We start from the raw sequence: 18,651 nt of genomic DNA on the forward strand, positions 1-18,651 counted from the left end.
TTATTGAGCTAAGTCTTTATATTTTTGACGCTTGGTCTCTTCAATAAATGAGGTTAATTCTTTAGCGAAAATATCTAAAGATTTTGTGGACTCTTTAATGTAACCTACCATTTTAATAATTTCATCTGGTGAATTCACCTGACTATCCAGTAATGATGCTATTCCTAAAATATTAGCAATAGGTTGTCTTACTTTATGCGAAATCATAAAAAGCATTTCTTCCATTAGCTTTGCTTGTTGTTGAATTTCCTCTTCTCTTTTTTTCTTTTCGTCTATTGGAAAACGTAATGAGAAAAATTGTGTGATATTTTTATCATCATCAAAAATGGGGATAATCACACTATGAAGCCAAAAAAACGAACCATCTTTTGCTTTGCTTTTTACTTCGCCTTGCCAAATTTCACCGCTTTTTATGGTTAGCCACATGGTTTCAAAAAGAGTAATAGGATGAAATCCAGAATTGATAATTCTGTGATTTTGCCCAATTAATTCCTCTTCAGAATATTGGCTTTTCTCGCAAAATTTTTCATTAACATAAGTGATATTCCCTTCAACATCTGTGATAGAGCAAATAATATTGAGGTTGATGGCATCCTGATAGGCGGCTAAAATTCTTTTTAGATCTTTTTTTAAAGGTTCTTTCATGATGACTATATTTAATATTCTATTTAAAAGATAAGATTTTATTTAAACTGGCTCTTAAATTAGAATAGAGTTAATTAGTCATTTTTTTATATCACTCTGATGGGTCTCAAAGTGTCCCATGTTCTCAAAACGTGTCCCTTTTTTAGATTTTTTTGCACATGTTTTAATAGGTAAGGTAACGTATAGATTACGAGGCTCTAACCCGTATTTAGTAGAATGGGGGAAGTTTATTTTTTTATAGATGCTAAATGGATGAGCAAAAGCCCATTAAAATAAACCCGTATTCTATGGAAAAAGCAGGACTAGCCCAAATAAATTGCACCAAGCCCTGCTTTTCAAAAAAAAATAATCTTAAAATTTAATAAATCTATCCATTTGTTGGTGGGTAAATTGGATGGTGTCTTCTTTAAATAAGTCGCCGTTTTCATCTAATTCTGTATGGATAGCTGGGATATGAATTTTTAAAGGCAACACATGTAAATTAATATAATTGCAAACGCCGGTAAAATGCTCTATTCCTCTAACGTTGCCATACTTTCCGGTGGCTAATCCTACTAAAGCCGCTTTTTTATCAAAGAAAGAATCGGGAAATTTACAAGCATCTATAAATAATTTTAAAATACCGGGAAAACTGCCATTATATTCGGGTATAATAAATAAGAATTTTTGCGCTGCGGTAACTTGGTCTTGTATTTTTTGAAATTCGGGACTTCTTTTGCCGTATAAGTCACTATGAATTAAAGTTTCGGGCAAATCTGTGAGGGCTAAAATATTGCTTTCTAAGCCTTTTTCTGCTAAAGTTTTTTGATAATATTTTGCTAGTTTATACGTATTGCTGTTTGGTCTATTGGTGCCAGATATAATTAATGTCATGTATGCGTTTTGTTTATAAATTGGTTTAACGTGTGGAAAGAGATATTGTTTAAATTTGTATCTTGCCGACTTGTGAAAAAGCGCTAAAACTTGTCTAAAGTACAAAAAATAGCATATTTAAGCTTAAAAATCACACAATATACAAGCTTCAAAAAAGGAAATGATTAGATGAGTAAAATCATAGCAATTGCCAATCAGAAAGGAGGAGTAGGTAAAACTACTACTTCTATAAATTTAGCTGCCAGTTTAGCCGTATTAGAGTTTAAAACTTTAATTGTTGATGCTGATCCGCAAGCAAACTCCACTTCTGGAATTGGTTTTGATCCACGAACTATTAAAACCAGCATTTACGAGTGTATTATTAATGATGTAGATCCCAGAGATGCGATTCAGAAAACAGATACGCCTCACCTAGATTTATTGCCGGCACATATAGATTTAGTGGGTGCAGAAATTGAAATGATTAACCTGCACAACCGCGAATTTAAAATGAAAGCGGTTTTAGAAAAGGTAAGGAATGATTATGATTTTATTATCATTGATTGTTCACCTTCGCTAGGTTTAATCACAATTAACGCTTTAACAGCAGCTGATACGGTGATTATTCCGGTACAATGCGAGTATTTTGCCTTAGAAGGTTTGGGTAAATTGCTTAATACCATTAAAATTGTTCAAAACAGGTTAAACCCCGAGCTGCAAATAGAAGGTATTTTATTAACCATGTATGATGTGCGTTTACGTTTATCTAACCAAGTGGTAGAAGAAGTTCGTTCGCATTTTGAAGATTTGGTTTTTAACACCATTATAGCTAGAAATACGCGTTTAAGCGAGGCTCCAAGTTTTGGAATATCGGTAATTATGCATGATGCCAATTCTAAAGGAGCAATTAATTATTTGAATTTAGCCAGAGAGATTATCAATAATAACGGTTTATCTAAAGAAAATCCTGTAGATAAAACAGAGGTGGTGTAAGAAGATGAGTAAAGAAAGAAAATTTGGATTAGGAAGAGGTTTAGACGCCTTATTAAATGATTCTTCGGAAGTAAACAGAGGAGGAGGGATAGAGCGAAATAATCGTAGTTCTATTACTGATAATCCTTCCGCAGCTTTTGGCTCAACCAGTCATATCAGAATTAATCAGATAGAGGTAAACCCTTTTCAACCAAGGTTTGAGTTTGATGAAGACGCTTTAAGAGAGTTATCATCATCTATCAAATTGCAAGGTTTAATACAGCCTATTACCGTGAGGCAAATGGGGCATAACAGCTACCAGTTAATATCTGGTGAGCGTAGGTTAAGAGCTTCTAAAATGGCCGGAATGGTAGAAATTCCTGCTTATATACGCACTGCTGATGATCAGCAAATGCTAGAAATGGCATTGATAGAGAATATTCAAAGAGAAAATTTAAACGCTATTGAAGTGGCTTTAAGTTTTCAAAGAATGATTGATGAATGTGCTATAAATCAGGAAGAATTGGGGGATCGCGTTTCTAAAAACAGGTCTACAGTTACTAATTATTTACGTTTATTAAAATTGCCACCAACTATTCAGGCTTCCATCAGAGATAATAAAATATCTATGGGTCATGCCCGAGCATTAATTAACGTTGCCGATACTGCCACTCAACTATTTATTTATCAAGAGATTTTAGATAAAGATCTTTCGGTAAGAAAAGTAGAAGATATGGTGAGGTCTATGAAACAAACTGGTTTACAACCTGCTGCCAAAGAAAAGAAAACCGAAGTTATTTCGTTTCAATATCAAAAAATTCAGGATGATCTTTCGTCTAAATTTGCAACTAGAATTAAAATGAAAGTACAAGATGGTGGAAAAGGAAGCATAGAAATTCCTTTTTTATCTGATGACGATTTAACCCGCATCTTAGAATTGCTAGACTGGTAATGCTTAAATACTGTTTTTTATTTTTATTCCTTTTTAGTGTTTTGCGGTTAAACGCTCAGCAGCAAGATTCTGTTGTTAAAAAAGACACCTCTGGAATAAGCATTAAAAAAGTAAGTCAAGAAGTATTCTCTTTATTTAAAGATTCTACCAAGCTACAACCCCCAAGAAAAGCCGTTTTAAGATCGGCCATTATACCAGGTTGGGGACAAGCCCGAAACGGAAAATGGTGGAAAGTACCCTTAGTTTATGGTGGTTTTGTAGGTTTGGGGATTGTGTACAACTTTAATAACCAACTTTTTAAAAAGTTTTTAGAAGAAAGTCAGTTTAGAAAAGCCAACCCCGGTACAGATCCAGCAACAGTGTTTTTATATCCCGAGTATAGAGGAATTTCTGCCGAACAAATTTACAGCGCCAAAGATTTTTACCGTAGAAACCGCGACCTTACTTTGTACAGTTCTATATTGTTTTACGGCGTTCAAATGATAGACGCCTACATTGATGCCCGCTTAGCTACCTTTGATGTAAGCGATGATTTATCGATAAAAATAAAACCTTCAATTTACATACCTTCGTATTCGTCTGTGGGTTACCCAAGTCCGGTGCCCATGTTAACTTTAAATATAAAATTATGAAGATTGCCCTAATAGGTTATGGTAAAATGGGTAAAATGATTGAGTCTATTGCTTTAGATAGAGGGCATGAAATTGTTTTAACCATAGATCAAAACAATGCGCAAGATCTAAATTCAGAAAACATAAGCAAAGCCGATGTGGCTATAGAGTTTAGTACGCCTAACTCTGTTTTACAAAATATTTCGGCTTGTATTCAAGCAAAAACACCTTTAATTGTAGGCACAACAGGTTGGTATGGTCATTTACAAAAAGTAAAAGACGAATGTTTGGCGGGGAATTCTTCCGTTATGTATGGCTCTAACTTTAGCGTTGGGGTAAATATATTTTTCCAAATTAACCAGCTAGTAGCTAAAATGATGGATAAATTTTCAGACCAATACGATGTAGGAATGGAAGAAATTCATCATATTCACAAATTAGATTCGCCAAGTGGCACAGCCATCACCATTGCCGAAGATATAATTGAAGAGTTCCATCAAAAGAAAGAATGGGTTGATGTAAAGGCTAATGAAGAAGCTGTAACAGTTCATCCACCTCAACATCTAATTATAGAATCTTACCGAGAAGGAGAAGTTCCTGGTACACACGCTGTGATTTATGATTCTGATGTAGATAGAATAGAATTAAAACACGTTGCCCACGGCAGACAAGGTTTTGCCTTAGGTGCTGTGTTGGCCGCCGAATGGATAAAGGGTAAAAATGGTTTTTACTCAGTAAAAGATATGTACGATTTTAAAGCCTAAAGCAATAAAAATGAATTGGAAATTCTGGAAGAAAAAACAAGAACAAAAAAAGAAAAAAAGTGCAAGTAGAGAATGGTTAGACGCCATTGTTTTTGCAGTAATTGCCGCAACCATAATCAGAGGCTTATTTATTGAAGCTTATACCATACCCACTGGTTCTATGGAAAGATCTTTGCTAATAGGCGATTTTCTATTTGTAAGTAAAGTGAATTATGGGGCTCGTACACCAATTACTCCGGTTGCTTTCCCTTTTGCGCACCACACTATGCCAATTTTAAACACCAAAGCGTATTGGGATGGCATTAAATTACCTTACTACCGTTTGCCCAGTTTAAGCGAAATTAAAAGAAATGATGTGGTAGTTTTTAACTATCCAATGGATGCGGATGCACCTTTAAGTCGCCCAATAGATAAGCGAGAGAATTATATCAAAAGATGTTTAGGCATTGCCGGTGATACGCTTAAAATTGTAGACGGAATGGTTTACATCAACGGAAAACCAGCTGATTTACCAGAAATGAGCCAGACGCAATATTACGTAAAAACAGATGGCTCTGATTTTAATCCAAAAGCATTAGAAGATATCAACGCTGATGTAGAACGTGTAAATACAGATGAATATGTAATTACCATGCCTAAAGCCGAAATTGAAAAAATCAAACTATTTTCTAACGTAAAAGCGGTATCTCCAATTATTGATGAGCAAGCTTCTTACCACCAAGAAGTTTTTCCAAATGACGCTCGTTTACAATGGAATCAAGATAATTTTGGTTCAATTATTATTCCTAAAACTGGTTGGAATGTGAAATTAGACAGCCTTTCTTTACCTGTTTATCGCAGAGCAATTGAGGTTTACGAAGGCAATAAATTAGAAATTAAAGGAAGCGAAATTTTTATTAACGGTAAAAAAGCAGATTCTTACACTTTCAAAATGAATTACTATTGGATGATGGGCGATAACCGTCATAACTCTGCCGATTCACGCTATTGGGGTTTTGTGCCCGAAGATCACATTGTAGGAAAAGCTTTATTTGTTTGGATGAGCTGGGATGATAATGCTTCCTTTTTCAATAAAATTAGATGGAGCAGATTGTTAATGGGTATTCATTAAAATTCAAAATATAATAAGAGAGGATGTTCAGATACAGATATGGACATCCTTTTTTTTTAAATTATTTTTTGAAAAGCAATGTTTGTGCTACTATCTAAACTTGTTCCCGCTTTCCGCTCATACGCCACAGGCATTATTCACAGGCCGGTAAAGGTTTAAGAACTCAGGCTTTTGCAATAAACCACTACTTATAACCTCTAACTTAAAACTTATAACCCACAACTTATAACCTAAAACTTACAACTTATCACTTTAAACTCTGCAACCCCAACTTCCCCGCCACCTCGTTCAAATCATTAACTACCGCATCAATTAGCGGAATTCCATTAATTTTCCGGTCTTTTTCCGCTTCTAGTTCAGGTTCTCCGGGTATAATTACTTTTTGGTTTTCATCAATTGGTTTGGCATTTTTAAAACGCTCAATCCAGTTGTCCATATTAGATTTAAAATCCTCAATCGGTCTAAAACCATCTACTCTCATAGCCCCTAAAAAATGACCTAAACCTTCGCCAGGTTGGTTAGGCAATGGATCCATAAAAGCCACAAATGGTGGTGCCCATGGTCCGTAACTTGCTCCAGATAACACTGCCGAAAGAATATCAACGGTTGCACTTAATCCAAAACCTTTATGGCTGCCATGTTCTCTATCAGAACCTAAAGGCAAAAGCGATCCTCCATTTTTTAAATCAGCAGGGTGTAAAGCGGCATTTCCATCTTTATCCTGAATCCAGCCTTCAGGTACGTTTTTTCCTTGTCTTTGTGCAATTTCTAATTTGCCATTGGCCGCAGTAGAAGTCGCCATATCTACAATTACAGGTGGGAATTTTCCAGCCGGAAAAGCATAGCAAATAGGATTAGTACCCAACATTCTCTCCGAAGAAAAAGTTGGTGCAACTAACGGACTAGCATTGGTTAAAGCATAGCCAATCATATCTTTTTCTACCGCCATTAAAGCGTGGTAACCTGCAATTCCAAAATGGTTAGAGTTTTTAACTGCCACCCATCCCGAGCCATATTTTTCTGCTTTTTCAATGGCAACTTTCATGGCAAAAGGAGCAACTACTAATCCTAAACCTGCATCTCCATCTACAGTTGCAGTGGTAGCTGTTTCATGTACAATTCTAATATTTGGCGTAGGATTTATTCTTTTCTTTTCCCATAGTCTTACATAACCAGTTAAACGGGCAACGCCATGAGAGTCTATACCACGTAAATCTGCTTTAATCAAAACATCGGCAGCTAGTTGAGCATGTTCATCAGAACAGCCCATTTTTTTAAATACGTTTTCAGTAAAATTTCTAAGAGTATCTTCAGAAAAGGTGATAAATTCCATTAGTATAAAATTGTAAATTGAAAAGCCAGCGGATCAAAGTTTTTAATCAATTCGGCAATAAAATTATCTCCATATTTTACATAAAATAAAGCGAAGTTTTCTTTTCTTTCTTGTAAACCACCGCCTGGAAAAAGCTGTTGCTTAACTTTGTCAATGTCTGAAATCGCTTCAGAAAAGTTTCTTTTTTCGGCTCGCATGAGCTTTTTTTCTAAACTGTCTATTGCCTTTTTTAACCTAATTTCTACCGCTTCTGTACTAGATTTTAAGGTAGGATCTATTTTACTGGCTCTATCTTTTAGTTGAGTAAATATCTCTGAAAGTTGTTCCCATTCATTTTGAAGACTTAATTCATGAGTAGAATTTAGCTTTACGTAAGCTTTCTTTAAGCTTTCTGTTCCCTCAAAAATATCGTTAAAAGTAAGTTTCAATTTTTGAAGTTTATTAGCGACTTTTTCATCCGCCAACATCGCCGAATTTCTAAGAATCAACAAAGGAAAATCTATATTATAAAAGTCGAAATTAGATTTCAATTGTAACCAATAGGCTAATTCGCCACCACCACCAACGTAAGCTAAATTGGGTAAAATAACTTCTTGGTATAAAGGTCGCATTACCACATTCGGACTAAATCTTTCGGGTTGTAGCTTTATCTCTTCTTTTAATTCCTGCTCTGAAAACGAGATTTCGGTATTCAGAATTTGGTACTTTTCTCCTTCAAAAACAATGCGTTCTCTTAAATCATCAGTCAAATAAAAGAAGTTAATTTCTCTTGGATTTACTTGCGCATGAATATCAATAGCGGTTAATTCATTGCTTTTGGAGGTGATATTTTTAAAGCTGTTTTGTTGAATAATATCTTTTTCGATAATACCTGCAAACTGATTTTTTAGTTTAGCATCATCAGCATCAATAATCACTAAACCATATTCGCCAAAAAGCTCATTCACTAAAAATCTGGTGGCGTTGGCTAGCGTATTAAAATCGGCGTAAGCCTTAGAAACTATGGAAGCCAGCTTTTCTGCATTTTGAGAAATACCTAAAACACCCTTATATTCATTTAAAGCTTGAGTAATGGTTTTTGTGTTTAACCTTCCAGTAGCACCTAGGGCATCTAATTTCCAACTTATTTTTTTCCCACCTACATAAGTGTGATTAATTTCTTCAAAATCATGGTCTTCTGTCGCCATCCAATAAACTGGCACAAAATTTTGCTCAGGAAATTCTTTTTTGAGTTGTTTCGCCAGATTAATGGCTGTCACTATTTTGAAAATAAAGTATAACGGACCTGTAAAAATATTAAGCTGATGCCCGGTAGTGATGGTGAAAGTTTGTTCAGCCTGAAGTGCAGAAATATTCGATTTTAAAATTTCTGGCTGATGGGATATGTTTTGATATTGTTGATTTAAAACTTCAAACAATTCAGCTCTGTTTCCTTCAAATTTTCTTTCTGCAATAATTTTTTTAAAGCTTTCAAGATCAGGAAATTGATTCACAAAAGGCTTGATAGATTCCTCTTGATTTAGATAGCGGATAACTGTTGAAGAGAAACATCGGGTTTCGTCGTAATCAATGTATTTTACTTTCATTAGCTCACTAAAATAGAGGAAATTCATCATTTCCTCTATTTCTATCAATTATTTGACAATTGTACCATAAAGGTCAAAATCTTCTGCTCTGTTGATGGCTACATTTACAAAACTGCCCGGTGTGGCGTAATTGTCTTTAGCTTCAATTAATACTTCATTATCTACCTCAGGAGAATCAAATTCTGTACGGCCAATAAAATATTCGCCTTCTTTTTTGTCAATTAAAACCTTGTAGGTTTTACCCACTTTTTGTTGGTTTAAATCAAAAGAAATTCCTTGTTGAATTTCCATAATATCTTCTACACGTTGCTCTTTTACTTCTTGTGGTACATCGTCAACTAAATCATGAGCATGAGTTTTTTCTTCGTGAGAATAGGTAAAGCAACCTAATCTGTCAAATCGGGTTTCTTCTACCCAATTTTTCATTTCTTCAACGTCACGCTCAGTTTCTCCGGGATAACCGCAAATTAAGGTCGTCCGCATGGCTATATTTGGAACTTTATCTCTTATTTTATTGACTAAATCAATGGTTTTTTGTTTGGTAGTTCCTCTACGCATAGATTTCAACATCGTATCTGTAATATGTTGTAAAGGCATATCCAAGTAATTGCAAATGTTAGAACGTTCGTTCATTACATCCAAAATATCCATCGGGAAACCAGTAGGGTAGGCGTATTGTAACCTAATCCATTCAATTCCGTCAACATCAGAAAGATGGCGCATTAAATCTGCTAGTTTTCTTTCGTTATAAAGATCTAAACCGTAATAGGTTAAATCTTGAGCTATCAGAATTAATTCTTTAGTCCCGTTTTTAGCTAAGTTTTTTGCGTTTTTAACCAGTTCTTCTATAGGTGTCGAAAGGTGTTTACCTCTCATTAAAGGAATGGCACAAAATGAACAAGGGCGATTGCAACCTTCTGCAATCTTAAAATAAGCAAAGTGAGATGGCGTAGTTAATAACCTTTCGCCTAATAATTCGTGTTTATAATCTGCACCAATAGAATTTAATAAATTTTGAAGATCATTGGTTCCAAACCATGAATCTACATTTTTAATTTCTGCTTCTAATTCTGGCTTATATCTTTCAGAAAGACAACCCGTAACCACTACTTTCCCTACTTTTCCTTCTGCTTTTAAATCACTAAACTGCAAAATGGTATCAATAGATTCTTGCTTTGCATTATCAATAAAGCCACAAGTATTAATGACAACAATATCGTTTTCACGAATATCATTAGCTTCATGCACCACATTAATTTGATTTCCCTTTAACTGCCCCATCAATATCTCTGAATCGTAGGTGTTTTTAGAGCATCCTAGGGTAATTACATTTACTCTGGGTTGTACTAAACTAGTAGATTTTTTTCTTTCCTTAACTTTCATGTATCTTTTTTACGGGAAGAACTTATAGATTTCTTTTCTGTGTAAGACTCTCTCAAAAGAAAATATATCGTTTTCAATCTTAATCCCAATTCTATAATTACCAACTCTAATTTTGAAGTAAGAGTTGTATCCTTTTAATTTTTCAACCTTTCCAAAGGTTTCGATATTTGTATCATCTGAAAAGTCCTTAAAAACGAGAGTTTCTATTTTTTCTCTAGATTTAGACGTAATAGCAGCTAAATCTTTAAGAAATTTTTCTGGTAGAGGATTTGCATTACTTAGCCTTATCCAACGATTTATAATAAGATATTGCTTCACTAAAACTTAAGGATTCAATTCCCTTATTTTCTTCAATAGCTTTTGCTAATCCTATATCCTCTTTATCCGAAATGGAAAGAATTTCGGCTTTAAATCCCATTTTTTTAGCTATCTCTTTTAATAGATTTATTTCGTCCCTATTTTCAGTATGAATTAGAATATTTTCCATCATTAAATTTAGTAATTATCCTTTAAATAAGGAATCAACAAATTCTTTCTTATTAAATAACTGTAAATCAGTCATTTTTTCTCCTACACCAATATATTTAACAGGGATTTTAAACTGATCTGAAATACCAATAACAACGCCGCCTTTTGCTGTTCCGTCTAATTTAGTTAACGCTAAAGCGTTCACATCTGTTGCCTGGGTAAATTGTTTACATTGTTCAATAGCATTTTGCCCAGTAGAGGCATCTAAAACTAATAATATTTCATGCGGAGCACCGGGAACAACCTTGTTCATCACATTTTTAATTTTGGTAAGCTCATTCATTAAGCCAACTTTATTGTGCAAACGTCCAGCAGTATCTATAATAGCAACATCTTCTTGGTTGGCTACCGCTGATTGTAAAGTATCAAAAGCTACAGAAGCGGGATCAGCATTCATTCCTTGCGAAACCACTCTTACATCTGCTCTTTGTCCCCATAATTGAATTTGCTCAACAGCTGCAGCTCTAAAAGTATCTGCTGCACCAATGACTACTTTTTGCCCGGCTTGTTTAAGTTGGTAAGCTAATTTTCCGATGGTGGTAGTTTTTCCAACACCATTAACACCTACTACCATAATCACGTAAGGTTTATGAGAACCGTAGTCGAAATTTTGAAAATCAGGGCTATTATTTTCTTCTAGTAAAGCTTGAACTTCTTCTCTTAATATATTGTTAAGTTCGGCAGTATTAACGTATTTGTCTTTGGCTACTCGTTTTTCTACCCGGTCAACTATTTTTAACGTGGTACTTACGCCAACATCAGAAGTAACTAATATTTCTTCCAGTTCATCTAATACTTCTTCATCAACAGTAGATTTTCCAATTACAGCTTTACTGATTTTGGAAAAGAAATTGTCTTTAGTTTTCTCAAGTCCTTTGTCTAATGCATCCTGCTCTTCGACAGTTTTTTCTTTCTTTTTAAAGAAATCAAATAATCCCATGGGTGATAAAATTAAACAAAAAAAGCCATCCTAAAATAATCAGGACGGCGTAAATATTTTCAAAATATTATTATCGTGGTATTCTATTTAACTTCTACAATTGCGTCTTTAATGTGATCATTATGAGCAATCATTTCTTTAAATGAATAAGCACCAGTTTTTGGTGATCTTACCATGGTAATTACCTTAGAATATTCTTTACCTTTTCCGGTTTTTAGGGTTGCAACTACTTTCTTTGCCATGTTAAATATTGTTTATGCTAATAAATTAGCCTTAAATTACTTGATTTCTTTGTGAACAGTAACCTTTCTAAGAACTGAGTTAAATTTCTTAACTTCTAATCTCTCAGGTGTGTTTTTACGGTTTTTAGTAGTAATGTATCTAGATGTTCCAGGCATTCCACTTTCTTTGTGTTCGGTACATTCTAAGATTACCTGAACTCTGTTTCCTTTCTTAGCCATTCTTAAACGGTTTTGAATTCTTTAAATTAAATAGATCCTTTTGAAACGAATCTGTTGATAGCTTCGGTTATACCGATTTTATTGATGGTTTTAATCGCTGAGGTAGAAACCTTTAACGTAATCCATCTATTTTCTTCAGGAATAAAAAAACGCTTCATTTGAAGGTTTGGGTAAAACTTACGCTTTGTTTTAGCGTTTGAGTGCGAAACTCTGTTACCAACTAAAGCTCCTTTTCCTGTTAAATCACAAATTCTTGACATGACTGTATATGTTGTTACCTATTAAAACTGAGTTTTATAAAGAGTTTGCAAATATCAGAAAATACTTTTGTAATCACAATACTACTTCAAAAAAATATTAAATTATATTTATGATGTTTATTGGAAGCTTATAATCAAGTTGTTAAGAATTTATTTTTTAGATAATTTAAAAAAATACCAGATGTTTCTTCGTCATCTTAGCAAAAACTTCTAATTTAACAGCCACAACCAGTAAAAACCACTTTAATGAATTTTCAAATTAAATCTATAGAAGATTACCAGTTAGCTTACAAAAAAAGTGTTGATGAACCAGAAGAATTTTGGGCAGAAATAGCCAGCCATTTTCACTGGAGAAAGAAGTGGGATAAAGTTTTGGAATGGAACTTTGAAGAGCCAAAGATCGAATGGTTTAAAGGTGCTAAGTTAAACATTACCGAAAACTGTCTTGATCGACACTTGGCAGATAAAGCAGACCAACCGGCTATTATTTGGGAGTCAAATGATCCTACGGAACACCACAGAGTCTTAACTTATAAACAACTTCATCAAAAGGTTTCACTTTTTGCAAATGTTTTGAAAAACAATGGCGTAAGAAAAGGTGATCGTGTTTGTATCTATATGCCAATGGTACCAGAATTAGCGGTAGCAGTTTTGGCTTGTGCAAGAATGGGTGCTATTCATTCAGTTGTTTTTGGAGGATTTTCTGCTCAATCTATTGCTGACAGAATTAAAGATGCGCAATGTGAAATGGTGATTACTGCCGATGGTGGTTTCAGAGGAGCTAAAGATATTCCTTTAAAAAATGTGATTGATGATGCTTTAGTCCAGTGTCCTTCAGTTAAAACCGTCATTGTGTTAACTCGTACCAGAACACCTATTTCTATGATTAAAGGAAGAGATGTTTGGTGGGAAGATGAAATTAGAAAGGTAGAAACTTTAGGTTTACTAGAGTGCGAGGCCGAAGAAATGGATGCCGAAGATGAGTTATTCATTTTGTATACATCTGGCTCAACTGGCAAACCTAAAGGAGTAGTGCATACCTGTGGTGGTTACATGGTTTACGCCGGCTATACGTTTCAAAATGTTTTTCAATACAACCCAGGCGATGTTTATTTTTGTACAGCAGATATTGGTTGGATTACCGGTCACTCTTACATCATTTATGGCCCTTTAGCTATGGGAGCTACCACTTTAATGTTTGAAGGAGTACCAACCTATCCTGATGCCGGAAGATTTTGGGATATTGTTGATAAATACAAAGTTAATACACTTTATACAGCACCAACAGCTATACGCTCCTTAATGCAATCAGGTTTAGATTTTGTGAAAGATAAGGATTTGAGCTCTTTAAAAGTTTTAGGCTCTGTTGGTGAACCTATTAATGAAGAAGCATGGCATTGGTACGATGAAAATATTGGTAAGAAAAACTGCCCTATAGTTGATACTTGGTGGCAAACAGAAACCGGAGGAATTATGATCACACCTTTAGCCGGAATCACCAAAACCAAGCCTTCATTTGCTACTTTACCTTTACCCGGAATTCAACCTGTTTTGGTGGATGAAAAAGGGGAGGAGATTTTAGGAAACAACGTATCAGGAAATTTATGTATTAAATTTCCATGGCCTGGTATGATAAGAACTACTTACGGAGATCATGAGCGTTGCCGTCAAAACTATTTTGCAACTTACCACAACATGTATTTTACTGGCGATGGTTGTTTAAGAGATGAAGATGGTTATTACAGAATTACTGGTAGGGTAGATGATGTGATTAATGTTTCTGGTCACAGAATAGGAACTGCCGAAGTAGAAAATGCCATTAACATGTTTTCTGATGTGATTGAATCGGCAGTTGTTGGCTATCCTCATGAAATTAAAGGACAAGGGATTTATGCTTTTGTGATCTTAAATCATCCATCTGATGACGAAGAACTTGCCCGTAAAGACATTGCAGTTACCGTAAGCAGGATTATAGGGCCTATTGCAAGACCAGATAAAATTCAGTTTGTAACCGGATTACCTAAAACACGTTCGGGTAAAATTATGAGAAGAATTTTAAGAAAAATTGCCGAAGGTGATTTAGAAAATCTAGGTGATATTTCTACATTATTAGATCCTTCTGTTGTTGAACAAATTAAAAACGAAAAATTATAATGACGATTTCCTTGGCATGATGCTTGGTTTGAGGTGAATAGTTAATCGAATTATTTCATCAAGAATTGAATAGTCATGGATAAGTTAGAAATCAAAGGAAAATGGAATGAAATCAAAGGAAAAGTGAAACAAGCTTACGCAGATCTTACCGATGATGATTTAAAATATGAAGAAGGCCAAGAGGATGAAACTCTAGGTAAGATTCAACAAAAAACTGGTAAAACCAGAGACGAAGTAGTCACTTGGTTGAAAAGTTTGTAGAGAATAAGAGACGATATTTCATCGTCTCTTTTCTTTTTAAGCTCTTTTTGGGTAAAAATGAAAAGGATTTAAATTTTGGTATGCACTTTGTAATACTAGCGTAACATCTTCAACTCATAAGAAGATTCATACGTTTAGGTTTAGGTTTAGTAAAAAAGGGAGGCGATCATCGTCTTCCTTTTTTTATTTTAGTACATCTCATTAAGGTTTAACTCTTAAGCTTTATTAACTTTGCAACGTTCCCTATCAATTTTAATTAATGTAAATTGAAATATTAATGATCAAAAATAAAAAATATAGAATTCTAGTGGTGAATGATGATGGCATTACTGCTCCAGGTATTAAAGCACTAATAGAAGCAATGCAAGAAATTGGTGACGTAACAGTTGTTGCGCCAGATAGTCCTCAATCTGGAATGGGACATGCCATTACCATCGGGAAACCATTACGCTTAGATAAAATTCATCTTTATGAAGGTGTAGAAATGTATAAATGCTCTGGCACACCAGTAGATTGTGTGAAACTAGCAGTAAATAAAATTTTTAAGGGTCAAAAGCCCGATTTATGTGTTTCAGGTGTCAATCATGGTTTAAATAATTCTATCAATGTAATTTACTCAGGCACCATGTCTGCTGCGGTAGAAGGCGCTATAGAAAGTATTCCCTCCGTTGGTTTTTCTTTAGATGATTACAATTGGGATGCAAATTTTGAGCCCTGCAAAAAATACATCAAAGAAATTTGTTTGCAGGTTTTAAAAAATGGATTGCAGCCGGGAGTTTTATTAAACGTAAACTTTCCAAATCAAAATCACCCAATAAAAGGCATTAAAATATGTAGGCAAGCCAATGCAAAATGGGCCGAAGAATTTGATGAAAGACAAGATCCTTACAAACGTAATTATTACTGGTTAACAGGTGTTTTTCAGAATAATGATAAAGGAGAAGACTCTGATGTTTGGGCTTTAAATAACCATTATGTATCTGTGGTGCCAGTTCAGTTTGATATGACAGCACATCACGCAATATCATCTTTAAATGGCTGGAATTTCGATATTTAAAAAAGACAACGTTTGGATTGGCTTAGGTTCTGGATTAATTTTACCGGGCATTGCCTATCTTTTGGTAGAAGTAATTAAAAAGAACCTTAGCTTTTTAGCAAAAGACGATTTACTATACATCGGTTGTGTGGCCATTAATCTTTTATTACTCAAATACGCTTATAAATACGATAGAGAACTAACCGCAAAAGGAATCATTTCGGCAACCTTTGTTTGTGCTTTTATTTTCTTCTTTTATAAATTTAATAAGTAGGGATAATATTTAATTTGGGCGTTTCCTGCCTGCCGCAGGCAAGGTAACACGCTTTCCGCTATATCTTTATCCCCGAAAAGGGGATAAAGGATGCCGCTTCAATCGTTAACGCAGTTTTTAAATAAAGTTTATTTGTTGTTTAAGGGTTCTCACCTCTCAATACTCAAATCTAATAGCTAAGAAAATGAAATATTACCTCATCGCAGGCGAAGCATCTGGAGATTTACATGGCGCTAACCTTATGAAAACATTAAAGGAAGTTGATGCAGTAGCTGATTTTAGGTTTTATGGAGGAGATTTAATGCAGGCTCAAGGTGGAACTTTAGTAAAGCATTATGCTGAGATGGCTTTTATGGGTTTTTTAGAAGTAGCCTTAAACATCAGAACGGTTTTAAAGAACATTAAAGAGTGTAAGGAAGATTTATTGGCTCATAAACCTGATGTTTTAATTCTTATTGATTTTCCTGGCTTCAATTTAAAAATTGCCAAATTTGCCAAAGAGCATAGAATAAAAGTTTGTTATTACATTTCTCCAAAAGTTTGGGCATGGAATCAGAAACGAGTCCTCAAAATTAAAAGAGATGTAGATAAAATGTTTTGCATTTTGCCGTTTGAGGTTGATTTTTATAAAAAATGGGGAATGGAAGTTGATTATGTGGGAAATCCATTATTAGATGCTATTGATGCTTTTACGCCCAATACAAATTTTAAAAATGATAATAATTTAAGCGATAAACCCATCATCGCTTTACTTCCCGGCAGCCGAAAGCAAGAATTGAAATACATTTTACCAGATATGTTATCAGTGGTTTCTTCATTTCCAAACTATCAATTTGTAATTGCAGGTGCGCCATCTTTCAATCTATCTTTTTATCAAGATTTTTTACAAGATTTAAAAATTCCAATAGTATTTAACGCTACTTATGATTTATTGACAGTTGCTGATGCAGCCTTAGTAACTTCAGGGACAGCAACTTTAGAAACTGCTTTATTTAAAATTCCGCAAGTGGTTTTATATAAGGGGAGTAGCATTTCTATCGGCATTGCCAGAATGTTGGTTAAAATAAGGTTCATTTCTTTGGTAAATCTTATTATGGATAGAAAAGTAGTAACCGAACTTATACAGGAAGATTGTAACCTCACTATGATTTCGAAAGAATTAAGCGATATCCTCTCTGAACCAAAAAGAAGCCAAATGCTGGCTAATTATGAAGCTTTAGCAAATATTATGGGTAAGCCTGGTGCATCAGAAAAAACTGCTAAACTCATTTATCAATATTTATCTCCCAAATTAGTTTGAATGGTTAAACCTGGATAGCTTGGGCTTGCCTAAGCTTACTTTTTACTGACTTTCTTCTGTGAATTTGATGACAGAATTGATCAGTTATTGTACTTATGTTTGTTCAAACATATAATTTAAGATGGCAAATCAACTGTTTGAAAAATACAATTTAGGAGACATCACTTTAACCAACAGAGTGGTGATGGCTCCAATGACTCGTTCAAGAGCAATAAACAATGTCCCAAATGATTTAATGGCAACCTACTATGCCCAAAGAGCAAGTGCAGGTTTAATTATTACAGAAGGAACTTCCCCTTCTCCAAATGGCTTGGGTTATGCTCGTATTCCAGGTATTTATTCAGCTGAGCAAATTGAAGGCTGGAAAAAAGTAACCGAAGCCGTTCATTTAAAAGGTGGAAAAATATTCATTCAATTTATGCATACAGGTAGAGTTTCTCATGAAACTAATTTACCTGAAGGAGCAACGGTTGTAGGTTCGTCAAATATTGCAGCAGCAGGAGATATGTGGACTGATGCCCAAGGAATGTTGCCTCATACTTCTCCTCTAGCATTAACAACAGAGGGAGTGAAATTAACCATTCAAGAGTATGTGCAAGCCGCTAAAAACGCAGTTGAAGCTGGTTTTGATGGTGTGGAACTTCACGCTGCAAATGGTTATATGATTGAGCAGTTTATCAATGGAGCAATCAATAACCGTACAGATGAGTATGGTGGTTCGGTTGAAAATCGTTCGAGATTTTTATTGGAAATTGCAGCGCAAACTGTTGCCGCAATCGGTAAAGAGAAGGTTGGCGTACGTATTTCTCCTTTCAGCACATTTAATGATATCCCTGCTTATGATGAGGTAGAGGAAACCTATATTTACATTGCGCAAAAATTAAACGACTTAAATATAGCTTACCTCCATTATTTAGATCATTCGCCAACAGGCTTAGATTTAGTTTCTCAAGATTTAAGAAATACGTTTAGAACAACTTTTAAAAATACACTAATTAGCTGCGGTGCTTTTACTAAAGATTCTGCCGAAGCCGCTTTAGAAAGTGGACAAGTTGATTTAATTGCTTTTGGAAAGCTTTACTTATCTAATCCAGATTTAGTAGAAAGATTAGCAGTTGATGCTGAATTGGCACAACCTAATTTTGATTTGCTTTATATGCCTGGTGCTGAAGGTTATACAGATTATCCGTCATTATCAAAATAATAAATTATTTTTAATTTCTTAAGG

22 protein-coding genes are annotated in these 18,651 nt (G+C 34.6%); 11 read left to right on the plus strand and 11 right to left on the minus strand.

Annotated features, from left to right (window positions below; genetic code table 11):
- Positions 1-645 carry a PAS domain-containing protein gene (locus FA046_RS11460; RefSeq protein ID WP_136826668.1) on the minus strand — a complete coding sequence of 215 codons (645 nt, stop codon included), beginning with the start codon at positions 643-645 and terminating at the stop codon, positions 1-3.
- 351 nt (positions 646-996) lie between these two features.
- Complete coding sequence (locus FA046_RS11465) at positions 997-1,518, minus strand: NADPH-dependent FMN reductase (protein ID WP_136826669.1); 522 nt, start codon at positions 1,516-1,518, stop codon at positions 997-999.
- A gap of 168 nt (positions 1,519-1,686) precedes the next feature.
- On the opposite strand from FA046_RS11465, the gene FA046_RS11470 reads away from it, so the two are divergent.
- From FA046_RS11470 to lepB, 5 genes are read left to right on the plus strand one after another with little or no spacing between them, the layout of a single operon-like run.
- On the plus strand, positions 1,687-2,490 hold the full coding sequence (locus tag FA046_RS11470) for a ParA family protein (RefSeq protein WP_136826670.1): 804 nt from the start codon (positions 1,687-1,689) through the stop codon (positions 2,488-2,490).
- Between the two features lie 4 nt (positions 2,491-2,494).
- Positions 2,495-3,421 carry a ParB/RepB/Spo0J family partition protein gene (locus tag FA046_RS11475; RefSeq protein ID WP_136826671.1) on the plus strand — a complete coding sequence of 309 codons (927 nt, stop codon included), beginning with the start codon at positions 2,495-2,497 and terminating at the stop codon, positions 3,419-3,421.
- Entirely contained in the window at positions 3,421-4,053 is a 633-nt protein-coding gene (locus FA046_RS11480; protein WP_136826672.1) for a DUF5683 domain-containing protein, read from the plus strand. The genes FA046_RS11475 and FA046_RS11480 overlap by 1 nt, the downstream gene beginning before the upstream one ends.
- Positions 4,050-4,796: a 4-hydroxy-tetrahydrodipicolinate reductase gene (gene dapB, locus FA046_RS11485; protein ID WP_136826673.1), complete on the plus strand. Its 747-nt coding sequence runs from the start codon at positions 4,050-4,052 to the stop codon at positions 4,794-4,796. The genes FA046_RS11480 and dapB overlap by 4 nt, the downstream gene beginning before the upstream one ends.
- Positions 4,797-4,806: 10 nt before the next feature.
- Entirely contained in the window at positions 4,807-5,907 is a 1,101-nt protein-coding gene (gene lepB, locus FA046_RS11490; protein ID WP_136826674.1) for a signal peptidase I, read from the plus strand.
- A gap of 247 nt (positions 5,908-6,154) precedes the next feature.
- Here the strand turns inward: lepB and FA046_RS11495 are convergent, their stop codons facing one another.
- The 9 genes from FA046_RS11495 to rpmB form a co-directional block, all read right to left on the minus strand.
- On the minus strand, positions 6,155-7,240 hold the full coding sequence (locus FA046_RS11495) for an Ldh family oxidoreductase (RefSeq protein ID WP_136826675.1): 1,086 nt from the start codon (positions 7,238-7,240) through the stop codon (positions 6,155-6,157).
- Positions 7,240-8,856: a bacillithiol biosynthesis cysteine-adding enzyme BshC gene (gene bshC / locus FA046_RS11500; protein WP_317130548.1), complete on the minus strand. Its 1,617-nt coding sequence runs from the start codon at positions 8,854-8,856 to the stop codon at positions 7,240-7,242. The genes FA046_RS11495 and bshC overlap by 1 nt, the downstream gene beginning before the upstream one ends.
- A gap of 18 nt (positions 8,857-8,874) precedes the next feature.
- Positions 8,875-10,209, minus strand: coding sequence for a 30S ribosomal protein S12 methylthiotransferase RimO (gene rimO, locus FA046_RS11505; protein ID WP_136826676.1), 1,335 nt, complete (start codon positions 10,207-10,209; stop codon positions 8,875-8,877).
- Positions 10,210-10,218: 9 nt separating this feature from the next.
- Positions 10,219-10,527, minus strand: coding sequence for a type II toxin-antitoxin system RelE family toxin (locus FA046_RS17625; RefSeq protein WP_394347367.1), 309 nt, complete (start codon positions 10,525-10,527; stop codon positions 10,219-10,221).
- Entirely contained in the window at positions 10,484-10,699 is a 216-nt protein-coding gene (locus tag FA046_RS11515; RefSeq protein ID WP_136826677.1) for a hypothetical protein, read from the minus strand. Before FA046_RS11515 ends, FA046_RS17625 begins: the two co-directional genes overlap by 44 nt.
- A 12-nt stretch (positions 10,700-10,711) precedes the next feature.
- A complete protein-coding gene (gene ftsY, locus FA046_RS11520) occupies positions 10,712-11,677 on the minus strand; it encodes a signal recognition particle-docking protein FtsY (RefSeq protein WP_136826678.1) in 966 nt (321 codons plus the stop codon).
- A gap of 83 nt (positions 11,678-11,760) precedes the next feature.
- Positions 11,761-11,919, minus strand: coding sequence for a DUF4295 domain-containing protein (locus FA046_RS11525; protein ID WP_136826679.1), 159 nt, complete (start codon positions 11,917-11,919; stop codon positions 11,761-11,763).
- A 36-nt stretch (positions 11,920-11,955) separates the two neighbouring features.
- Complete coding sequence (rpmG, locus tag FA046_RS11530) at positions 11,956-12,138, minus strand: 50S ribosomal protein L33 (RefSeq protein ID WP_136826680.1); 183 nt, start codon at positions 12,136-12,138, stop codon at positions 11,956-11,958.
- Between the two features lie 26 nt (positions 12,139-12,164).
- Positions 12,165-12,398, minus strand: a complete 234-nt coding sequence (gene rpmB, locus FA046_RS11535; protein ID WP_136826681.1) for a 50S ribosomal protein L28 — start codon at positions 12,396-12,398, stop codon at positions 12,165-12,167.
- Between the two features lie 246 nt (positions 12,399-12,644).
- On the opposite strand from rpmB, the gene acs reads away from it, so the two are divergent.
- The 6 genes from acs (at position 12,645) to FA046_RS11565 (ending at position 18,627) form a co-directional block, all read left to right on the plus strand.
- A complete protein-coding gene (gene acs / locus FA046_RS11540) occupies positions 12,645-14,552 on the plus strand; it encodes an acetate--CoA ligase (protein WP_136826682.1) in 1,908 nt (635 codons plus the stop codon).
- Positions 14,553-14,627: 75 nt separating this feature from the next.
- A complete protein-coding gene (locus tag FA046_RS11545; protein WP_136826683.1) occupies positions 14,628-14,813 on the plus strand; it encodes a CsbD family protein in 186 nt (61 codons plus the stop codon).
- 277 nt (positions 14,814-15,090) lie between these two features.
- A complete protein-coding gene (surE, locus tag FA046_RS11550) occupies positions 15,091-15,870 on the plus strand; it encodes a 5'/3'-nucleotidase SurE (RefSeq protein ID WP_136826684.1) in 780 nt (259 codons plus the stop codon).
- Positions 15,848-16,123: a stationary phase survival protein SurE gene (locus tag FA046_RS11555; protein WP_225870922.1), complete on the plus strand. Its 276-nt coding sequence runs from the start codon at positions 15,848-15,850 to the stop codon at positions 16,121-16,123. The genes surE and FA046_RS11555 overlap by 23 nt, the downstream gene beginning before the upstream one ends.
- 184 nt (positions 16,124-16,307) lie before the next feature.
- Positions 16,308-17,423: a lipid-A-disaccharide synthase gene (lpxB, locus tag FA046_RS11560; RefSeq protein ID WP_136826685.1), complete on the plus strand. Its 1,116-nt coding sequence runs from the start codon at positions 16,308-16,310 to the stop codon at positions 17,421-17,423.
- Positions 17,424-17,544: 121 nt separating this feature from the next.
- Positions 17,545-18,627, plus strand: a complete 1,083-nt coding sequence (locus tag FA046_RS11565) for an alkene reductase (RefSeq protein ID WP_136826686.1) — start codon at positions 17,545-17,547, stop codon at positions 18,625-18,627.
- The last annotated feature ends 24 nt before the right edge of the window (positions 18,628-18,651 follow it).

It is taken from the genome of Pedobacter cryophilus (genome assembly GCF_005116455.1).
Taxonomy (GTDB): domain Bacteria; phylum Bacteroidota; class Bacteroidia; order Sphingobacteriales; family Sphingobacteriaceae; genus Pseudopedobacter; species Pseudopedobacter cryophilum.

Coding starts and splice junctions, on each gene's coding strand:
- FA046_RS11515 (WP_136826677.1), bottom strand. CDS start 10,699: ATGATGGAAAATATTCTAATTCATACTGAAAATAGGGACGAAATAAAT.
- acs (WP_136826682.1), top strand. CDS start 12,645: ATGAATTTTCAAATTAAATCTATAGAAGATTACCAGTTAGCTTACAAA.
- FA046_RS11545 (WP_136826683.1), top strand. CDS start 14,628: ATGGATAAGTTAGAAATCAAAGGAAAATGGAATGAAATCAAAGGAAAA.
- rimO (WP_136826676.1), bottom strand. CDS start 10,209: ATGAAAGTTAAGGAAAGAAAAAAATCTACTAGTTTAGTACAACCCAGA.
- surE (WP_136826684.1), top strand. CDS start 15,091: ATGATCAAAAATAAAAAATATAGAATTCTAGTGGTGAATGATGATGGC.
- bshC (WP_317130548.1), bottom strand. CDS start 8,856: ATGATGAATTTCCTCTATTTTAGTGAGCTAATGAAAGTAAAATACATT.
- FA046_RS11475 (WP_136826671.1), top strand. CDS start 2,495: ATGAGTAAAGAAAGAAAATTTGGATTAGGAAGAGGTTTAGACGCCTTA.
- rpmB (WP_136826681.1), bottom strand. CDS start 12,398: ATGTCAAGAATTTGTGATTTAACAGGAAAAGGAGCTTTAGTTGGTAAC.
- ftsY (WP_136826678.1), bottom strand. CDS start 11,677: ATGGGATTATTTGATTTCTTTAAAAAGAAAGAAAAAACTGTCGAAGAG.
- FA046_RS11480 (WP_136826672.1), top strand. CDS start 3,421: ATGCTTAAATACTGTTTTTTATTTTTATTCCTTTTTAGTGTTTTGCGG.
- FA046_RS11525 (WP_136826679.1), bottom strand. CDS start 11,919: ATGGCAAAGAAAGTAGTTGCAACCCTAAAAACCGGAAAAGGTAAAGAA.
- lepB (WP_136826674.1), top strand. CDS start 4,807: ATGAATTGGAAATTCTGGAAGAAAAAACAAGAACAAAAAAAGAAAAAA.
- lpxB (WP_136826685.1), top strand. CDS start 16,308: ATGAAATATTACCTCATCGCAGGCGAAGCATCTGGAGATTTACATGGC.
- FA046_RS11555 (WP_225870922.1), top strand. CDS start 15,848: ATGGCTGGAATTTCGATATTTAAAAAAGACAACGTTTGGATTGGCTTA.
- FA046_RS11470 (WP_136826670.1), top strand. CDS start 1,687: ATGAGTAAAATCATAGCAATTGCCAATCAGAAAGGAGGAGTAGGTAAA.
- dapB (WP_136826673.1), top strand. CDS start 4,050: ATGAAGATTGCCCTAATAGGTTATGGTAAAATGGGTAAAATGATTGAG.
- rpmG (WP_136826680.1), bottom strand. CDS start 12,138: ATGGCTAAGAAAGGAAACAGAGTTCAGGTAATCTTAGAATGTACCGAA.
- FA046_RS11460 (WP_136826668.1), bottom strand. CDS start 645: ATGAAAGAACCTTTAAAAAAAGATCTAAAAAGAATTTTAGCCGCCTAT.
- FA046_RS11495 (WP_136826675.1), bottom strand. CDS start 7,240: ATGGAATTTATCACCTTTTCTGAAGATACTCTTAGAAATTTTACTGAA.
- FA046_RS11465 (WP_136826669.1), bottom strand. CDS start 1,518: ATGACATTAATTATATCTGGCACCAATAGACCAAACAGCAATACGTAT.
- FA046_RS11565 (WP_136826686.1), top strand. CDS start 17,545: ATGGCAAATCAACTGTTTGAAAAATACAATTTAGGAGACATCACTTTA.